Here is a 7767-nt window from a genome sequence, read left to right on the forward strand (position 1 = left end):
GCAGGCCCTGCGGCAGGCCCACCCCGGAGGCTTTGGGCCTTCGGCCTGGCCTTCGGCCACCTCCGGCCCGGGCCTGCCTCCGGACCAGCCTGCCACGACCTGTCAAGCGCCTCCCCCACACACCACGGGACCCGCCAAGGCACCGCCAAGGAAGGACGGGCCGGGGGAGGGGGCGCCGACGAACACCGGGGCCGACTCGGATCAGCCACGGATGTGTGGGGTGCCGTCGATGTCTTGACCGTCGCGGACGAAGGGCCGCGGTTGCCGTCGTGCATGAAGCGATACCGCGCACGAATCGCCGTTCCGTCGGGTCCGGCGGCCTGCCGCAGGCGGAGCCCTGCGGCACGCGGAGCCCTGCCGCGCATCGCACGCGGTCACTTACGAAGCGCTGCCGGGCACGAAGGCTGCGCCCCGAAGTGCTCCCGTCCCGTGGTGTGTGGGGGAGGTGCTTGAGGCGGTAGGGCAGGCTGGTCCGGAGGCAGGCCCGGGCCTGGGGTGGCCGGAGGCCAGGGGCGGAGCCCCCGAAGCCCCAGGGGTGGGCCTGCCGCAGGGCCTGCAGGCCCTGCCGGGTCAAGCACCGAGGGGACCCACACACCACGGGGCACTTCCGCAGCCCCGGACCGCCTCCGCCGCCGGTCTTGCCGACCCCGCGGGACGCCCCGAGTCCCGACCGGCGCCGTTGGTCTTGCGAGCTGTCCCGACGACTACCGCCTCACCTCACCGCCACGATCGCCGACCCGTGCCCGAACAGCCCCTGGTTCGCCGTGATTCCGGCGCGGGCGGCCGGAACCTGGCGGTCGCCCGCCGTGCCGCGCAGCTGCCAGGTCAATTCGCACACCTGTGCGATGGCCTGGGCCGGGACCGCCTCCCCGAAGGAGGCCAGGCCGCCGCTGGGGTTGACCGGGATCCGGCCGCCCAGGGCCGTGGCGCCCTCGCGCACCAGCTTGGCGCCCTCGCCCTCGCCGCACAGGCCGATGTCCTCGTACCACTCCAGCTCCAGGGCCGTGGACAGGTCGTAGACCTCGGCCAGCGAGAGGTCCTCGGGGCCGAGGCCGGCCTCCTCGTACGCCGCCCGGGCGATCGCGGAGCGGAAGCTCCCCGGGGCCGGCTCGACGGCAGCCGCGGAGTCCGTGCCGATGTCCGGGAGGTCGAGGACCGTTCGCGGGTAGGTCGGTGTCACCGTCGAGACCGCACGGATCCGCACCGGGTCCGCGACCCCCCGCGCGTGGGCGAACTCCGTGCTGGTCAGGACCAGGGCGGCGGCGCCGTCCGAGGTCGCGCAGATGTCCAGCAGGCGCAGCGGGTCGGCGACCACCGCGGACGCGGCCACCTCGTCGGCGGTCACGGGCTTGCGGTAGCGGGCGTTGGGGTTGAGCGCGCCCGCGGCCGCGTTCTTCACCTTGACCCGGGCGAAGTCCTCCGGGGTGTCGCCGTACACCGCCATCCGGCGGCGCGCGAACAGTGCGAAGTACGCGGGGTTCGTCGCGCCCAGCACCCGGAAGCGCACCCAGTCGGGGTCGTCCGGGCGGTCGCCGCCCGCCGGGGCGAAGAACCCCTTGGGCGCCGCGTCCGCGCCCACCACGAGCACCACGTCGGCCAGCCCCGCCAGGATCTGCGCCCGGGCCGTTCCCACCGCCTGGGCGCCGGAGGCGCAGGCCGCGTACACGCTGGTCACGCGCGCGCCCTGCCAGCCCAGTGCCCGGGCGAAGGTGGCTCCGGCCACGTAGCCCGGGTACCCGGAGCGCATGGTGTCCGCGCCGACCACCGAGCCCACGTCGGACCAGCCCAGCCCGGCGTCGGCCAGGGCGGCGCGCGCCGCGGCCGTGCCGTACTCGACGAAGCTGCGTCCCCACTTGCCCCACGGATGCATGCCGGCGCCCAGCACCGCCACGTCCCCGGCCGCACCGCGGATCCCGGTCATGCGCCGACCTCCCGCTCCACGGCCGGCACGGGCCGGAACCGCCACGTGGTCCAGGTGGTGTCCGTGTCCTCGTCGAGGACGCCGGGCACCACCTCGACCTCCATGCCCACGGCCAGGTCCGCCGGGGTCACGCCGGGCTCCGCCTGGCCCAGCACCACCATCCGCTCCGCCGCCAGCTCCACCGCGACGAGCGTGTACGGGACCCAGGGCTCCGCCGGATCGGAGACGTACGGCGCGGGTGGCCGGTAGCGCCCGTCGGTGTACGACCAGACGCGGCCGCGCCGGGACAGCGGTACCTCCACCAGCTCGCCCCCGGCGCAGCCGGGGTTGCGGCAGAACGAGTCCTCGCGGGGGAAGAACACCGAGGTGCAGGTCGTGCACCGGGTCCCCAGCAGCCGGAACTCCTCCTCGCCCGTACCGAGCGCGACGTACCCGAACCATCCGGGCACCACCGGTGTGCGTGTGCGCGGCGTCACGATCCCTCCCCAGGCAGACCTCACCGACCGTCGAGCTGACGATCCGTCAGAAGTCTGCCACGGGGCGGGCCCCGGGGTCAGGGGTTCTCCGCCAGCCACTTCTCCGCGGTCTCGGCCAGCTCCGCGTCCCGGCCGGCCAGCATCATCCGGATCATCTGCGCGTCCCCGCGCAGCGACCAGGCCGGATGCCCGAACGTCGCCGGGTTGTTCCCCTCGATCCAGAAGTGCGCCGGCCAGGCGGTGCCGTACCCGATCAGCGGGAACGCCAGCGCGTACCGCTTCCGCCCGCGCGCCAGCCCGTACGCCGCCACCGCGAGTCCCGTCAGGGTCCCGGTCAGGTGCACCCAGCGCGTCGCGGCGCGGGAGTGCATGGCCACGTAGTACGGCCAGAAGTCCTCGTACGACTCGAACGTGCGCTCTGCTGCTGCCATACCGCGACGGTACTGCGGCCCACCCGCAGCGCGACAGGGACGTCGAAGTACGTGTCCGGGTAGGGCTCCGGGCGGTAGGTGAAGTGCCACCACTCCTCGGGCAGGTTGACGAAGCCCTGCGCCGCCAGCGCCGCCCCCAGCTCCGTGCGGTGCGCGTGCTGCTCGCGCCCCACGGTCGGGTCGGCCGTGTGCGACACCGGGTCGAAGAGGTCGAAGGGCGACCCCATGTCCACCTCCCCGCCCGGCCGCCCGGCCCGGCCCGGCAGCCGTACGAGCGTCACGTCGACCGTGCTGCCGCGGCTGTGCCCCGACCGCTCGGCGATGTAACCCTCCGCGAACAGCCGGGACTTGTCGACCCGCGGGTAGAACTCCGCCTTGGTCCGCTGGTCCGAAGCGTCCCGCGCCCAGCGCACGAAGTGCGCCACCGCCCGGCGCGGCCGGTAGCAGTCGTACACCTTCAGCCCGTACCCCCGCGCGAGGAGCGAGCGCTGCGCCCGGGACAGCGCCTCGGCCGCCGGCCGGGTCAGCAGGCACACGGCCTCCGGGTAGCCGTCCACCCGCGTGCCGGTGAAGTTGTGCGCCGTGGCGTACCGCATCTCCTCGGCGACGCTCGGGTCCACGTCGCGCAGCGCCACGAACGCGGGCACCGGTTCGCCACCCGTCCGCGGCACCGCCCGGCCCGCCGCGTAGCCCGCCGCCCGGCCCGCCACGTCGCCCGCCGCCCCGCCCATCGTCCCGAGCAGCAGGCACGCGGCGCCCGCCGCCCCGAGCAGGCAGCGGATTCCGATCCGTCCAACACCCAGCCGTCGCATGTCCCTTCCTCTACCATCCCCCACGTGTCAGCACCGGTGAAGGACTCGCACTGCTCCTCCTGCGGAGCCCCCTACGACTCCGCCGCGGCGCCCTGGCCCCGCACCTGCGGGGCCTGCGGCAGCACCGCCTACCGCAACCCGCTCCCCGTGGCCGTGGCCCTGCTCCCCGTGACCGACGACCGGGGCACCGGCCTCGTCGTCATCACCCGCACGATCGAACCGGCCCGCGGCGGCACCGCCCTCCCCGGGGGTTTCATCGACCACGGCGAGGACTGGCGGGACGCCGTGGTCCGCGAGCTGCGGGAGGAGACCGGCATCGAGGCCCCGGCCGGCCGCGTCGTCCTCGCCGACGCGCTCAGCTCCCCGGCCGGCCACCTGCTCCTGTTCGGCCTGCTGCCACCCCGCCCCGCGGCCGACCTGCCCGCGCCCGTCGCCACTGACGAGACCACCGGCTGGCACGTCCTGCGCGCCCCCGGCCCGCTGGCGTTCCCCCTGCACACGCAGGCCGCGGCCGCCTGGTTCGCGGGCCGCTACGGCTAGTGATCTGGTTTTGAGTCGGTGGGTCGCCACGTGAGGTGACCCCTGTTTCAGATTGCGGTGTTCGCCTGCGCCGCGTCTCGCGTCCACGCTGTCCTGTGAGCATGGGCGATACCCGGCTGGAACCCGTCGTGTTGTCGGAGGCCGAGCGGCTGACGCTGGAGAACTGGGCCAAGCGCCGCTCGACCGCGCAGGGACTGGCTGTTCGCGCCCGCATCGTGCTGGCGTGCGCGAACGGCTGGAACAACACCGTGGTCGCCGCGCGACTCGACATCGGCAGAGGAACCGTGCGCCGGTGGCGGACCCGGTTCCTGCGCGAGCGGCTGGACGGCCTGGCGGACGAGCCGAGGCCCGGGGTGCCGCGGACCATCACCGACGCCCAGGTGGAAGAGGTGGTGGTCCGCACCCTGGAGGAGACACCCCCGGGCGGGACGCACTGGTCCAAGCGGGAGCTGGCCAAGGTCGTGGGGATCTCCCCGGCGAGTGTGCTGCGGATCTGGCACGCCTTCGGCCTGCAGCCGTGGCGGACCGAGACGTTCAAGATCTCCCCGGACCCGTTCCTGATCGACAAGGTCCGTGACGTCGTCGGTCTCTATCTGGCCCCTCCGGCGAACGCGGCGGTGTTCGCGGTGGACGAGAAGCCGCAGATCCAGGCCCTGGAACGGACAGCCCCGGTCCTGCCCATGATCCCGGGAGTGCCCGAGCGGCGGAGCTTCGATTACGTCCGGCACGGCACCGTCGACCTGTTCGCCGCCCTGAACACCGCAACCGGGAAGGTGATCACGAAACTGTCAGCCCAGCACCGGGCCGTGGACTTCCGCGACTTCCTCGACGAGATCGACCGCCAGACCGACAAGGGCCTGGCGGTCCACGTGATCTGCGACAACCTCTCCGCCCACAAGGCCCCGGCGGTGCACAAGTGGCTGCTGGCGCACCCCCGCTTCCAGCTCCATTTCACCCCGACCTACTCGTCCTGGATCAACCAGGTCGAGCGGTGGTTCGCAGAGCTGGAACGGCGCTGCCTCGAGCGTGGGGTGTTCTGCTCTCTCGACGACCTCAAGACCTCACTCGAGGACTGGATCAAGGTCTGGAACAACGAGGCCAGGCCCTTCAAGTGGACCAAGACCGCCGATCAGATCCTCGACCGTATCTGCCGCTACTGCGAGAGGATCTCCGAACCAGGTCACTAGCCGATGCCGACCGCGCGATCGCCGGCCGGGTGATCGCGGGCCGGCCGTCACGACCGGGCGCCCCGAGGCGTGCGGGCCCGCCACGGATCCCCGCTCCGCGTTCGTCCGAGTGACGGCCCCGTCACCCCTGGGGGTGGAACCCGGCGGTCCACTGGGCGCAGCCCCGGCCCGCCGCGGCCCCACCCGGCCGCGGCGTGCCAGAAAGCTGTGGCGACCCCAGGACCCGACGGACGGAAGTTGGTCGCGCATGCCCCTGCACTCCCCACGGCGCCGGGCCGGGCGCGCCGGCGCCGCGAGCGCCGCAGCCCTCGCGCTCGTACTCGGCCTGCCGGGAGCGGCCGCGGCCGCTCCCGGCGACCTGGACCCGACGTTCAGCGGCGACGGCAAGGTCGTCACGGACGTGACCGGCTACGAGAACGTCTCGGGCATGGCCGTGCAACCCGACGGCAAGATCATCACCGTGGGAGACGGCTACTTCGACGAGACCGGCGGCGACTTCGTGCTGGTGCGCTACAACGCCGACGGCAGCCTGGACGCCAGCTTCGGCGGCGACGGCATCGTCAACACCGACTTCGACCTCAACAACGACGAGGCCAGGGCCCTGGCCCTGCAACCCGACGGCAAGATCATCGCGGTGGGCGGGTCCACCTCGATCGCCGGCTACGGCGACTGGGTGGCCGCCCGCTACAACCCCGACGGCAGCCTCGACCCGACCTTCGGTACCGGCGGCAGGGCGGTCACCGACATCGACCCGGACGCGATCGAGACCGCCATGACGGTGGCCGTACGGCCCGACGGCCGGATCGTGGCGGCCGGCCAGAGCTTCGCGAGCTGGGTCGTGGTCCGCTGGGACGCCAACGGCTCCCCGGACCCGACGTTCGACGGCGACGGAAAGACCGTCACCACCTTCCCGGGCGGCACGTTCGCCTCGGCCTCCGACCTGGCGCTCCAGCCCGACGGCCGGCTCGTCGTCGGCGGGACCGGCCCCAGCGGCGTCACGCTGGCCCGCTACAACACCGACGGCAGCCTCGACCCCACCTTCGACGGCGACGGCAGGGCGACCCCCGGCTTCGGGGCCAGGGCCCGGGGCGTGGCCCTGCAGTCCGACGGCCGGATCGTCGTCGCGACCGGCGATGACAACGTCTTCGGGGTGGCGCGCTTCACCGTGGCAGGCGCCCTGGACCCGACGTTCGGCACCGGCGGCCGGGTCGCCACCAGCTTCGGACCGGACACCGCCGACGCCGCGGACGTCGCCCTGCAGTCCGACGGCCGGATCGTCGCCGCGGGCCGGTACGCGGGCGACTGGGCACTGGCCCGGTACACCACCAACGGTGCTGCGGACACCTCCTTCGACGGCGACGGCCGGCTGACGACCGACTTCGGCGGCCCCTCCGAGCAGGCCTCCCAAGTGGCCCTGCAGCCCGACGGGAAGATCGTCGCCGGCGGGGTGGTCGGCCAGGCCAACAGCCTCGCCGCCGACCGCGGCGTGGCCCGCTACCTCGGCGGTGGCGGCACCACGCCCCCGCCGCCGTCGGCCGACCTGTCGGTGACGAACTCCGGTACGACGTCCGTGAGCATCGGCGACCAGGCGACGTACACGGTGCGGGTGACCAACGCGGCCTCCTCGACCGCCACCGCGACGGGCGTGACCCTGACCGACTCCCTTTCCGGCGCGGGCGGCACGCTGCTGTCGGCCGTCCCCTCCCAGGGCACCTGCACCCTCACCACCACCACGGGCGCGACCTGCGCCCTGGGCAGCCTGGCCCCCGGCGCCGCCGCCACCGTGACCGTCACGGCCGAACCGCGCACCACCGGCACCCTGACCGACACGGCCTCCGCGACCAGCAGCGCCCCGCAGGACCCGAACACCGGCAACAACAGCGCCACCGCCACCACGGCGGTCAACAACAACCGGGGCTGCACGATCGTCGGCACCTCCGGCACCGACACCCTCACCGGCGGCTTCGGCAACGACGTGATCTGCGCGCTGAGCGGCAACGACACCGTCCGCGCCGGCTACGGCAACGACACCGTCCTCGGCGGACCGGGCAACGACAACCTCGACGGCGGCTTCGGCGACGACACCATGAACGGCGACCGCGGCAACGACACCCTCACCGGCTACTACGGCAACGACCGCCTGACCACCACCGACGGTGTCACCGCCAACGACACGGCCAACGGCGGCTCCGGCTTCGACACCTGCACCACCGACGCCGGCGACACCCGCATCAGCTGCCCCTGACCCCTACCGGTGCCGGCCGGGCGACACCCCGGCCGGCGCTGTCGGGAAGACGCGGTCCGCCCCGTGGTGTGTGGGGGAGCCTCTTGAGGCGTCATGGCAGGCTGGTCCGGAGGCAGGCCCGGGCCTGGGGTGGCCGCAGGCCAGGGGCGGAGCCC

7 protein-coding genes are annotated in these 7767 nt (G+C 73.8%); 3 read left to right on the forward strand and 4 right to left on the reverse strand.

Annotation, left to right across the window (positions count from 1 at the left end):
- Positions 1 to 712 precede the first annotated feature (712 nt).
- The 4 genes from ACIQCH_RS38155 to ACIQCH_RS38170 all read right to left on the reverse strand — a co-directional run bounded on the left by ACIQCH_RS38155 (position 713) and on the right by ACIQCH_RS38170 (position 3640).
- Positions 713 to 1921, reverse strand: coding sequence for a lipid-transfer protein (locus ACIQCH_RS38155; RefSeq protein ID WP_402588929.1), 1209 nt, complete (start codon positions 1919 to 1921; stop codon positions 713 to 715).
- Positions 1918 to 2373 (reverse strand): Zn-ribbon domain-containing OB-fold protein, encoded by a 456-nt coding sequence (locus ACIQCH_RS38160; RefSeq protein ID WP_402588940.1) that lies wholly within the window; start codon positions 2371 to 2373, stop codon positions 1918 to 1920. Before ACIQCH_RS38160 ends, ACIQCH_RS38155 begins: the two co-directional genes overlap by 4 nt.
- Positions 2374 to 2474: 101 nt before the next feature.
- Positions 2475 to 2828 carry an Mpo1-like protein gene (locus ACIQCH_RS38165; protein ID WP_402588931.1) on the reverse strand — a complete coding sequence of 118 codons (354 nt, stop codon included), beginning with the start codon at positions 2826 to 2828 and terminating at the stop codon, positions 2475 to 2477.
- A complete protein-coding gene (locus ACIQCH_RS38170) occupies positions 2732 to 3640 on the reverse strand; it encodes a M15 family metallopeptidase (protein ID WP_402588933.1) in 909 nt (302 codons plus the stop codon). Before ACIQCH_RS38170 ends, ACIQCH_RS38165 begins: the two co-directional genes overlap by 97 nt.
- A gap of 24 nt (positions 3641 to 3664) precedes the next feature.
- Here ACIQCH_RS38170 and ACIQCH_RS38175 point away from each other — a divergent pair, with 24 nt between their 5' ends.
- The 3 genes from ACIQCH_RS38175 (at position 3665) to ACIQCH_RS38185 (ending at position 7612) form a co-directional block, all read left to right on the forward strand.
- Positions 3665 to 4180, forward strand: coding sequence for an NUDIX domain-containing protein (locus ACIQCH_RS38175; RefSeq protein ID WP_402588935.1), 516 nt, complete (start codon positions 3665 to 3667; stop codon positions 4178 to 4180).
- 101 nt (positions 4181 to 4281) lie between these two features.
- The gene (locus ACIQCH_RS38180; protein WP_402588937.1) at positions 4282 to 5367 is read left to right on the forward strand and encodes an IS630 family transposase; all 1086 of its coding nucleotides are present in this window, start codon (positions 4282 to 4284) and stop codon (positions 5365 to 5367) included.
- Positions 5368 to 5614: 247 nt separating this feature from the next.
- Positions 5615 to 7612, forward strand: a complete 1998-nt coding sequence (locus ACIQCH_RS38185) for a calcium-binding protein (protein WP_402588939.1) — start codon at positions 5615 to 5617, stop codon at positions 7610 to 7612.
- The last annotated feature ends 155 nt before the right edge of the window (positions 7613 to 7767 follow it).

It is taken from the genome of Streptomyces sp. NPDC093225 (genome assembly GCF_044753805.1).
Classification (GTDB): Bacteria; Actinomycetota; Actinomycetes; order Streptomycetales; family Streptomycetaceae; genus Streptomyces.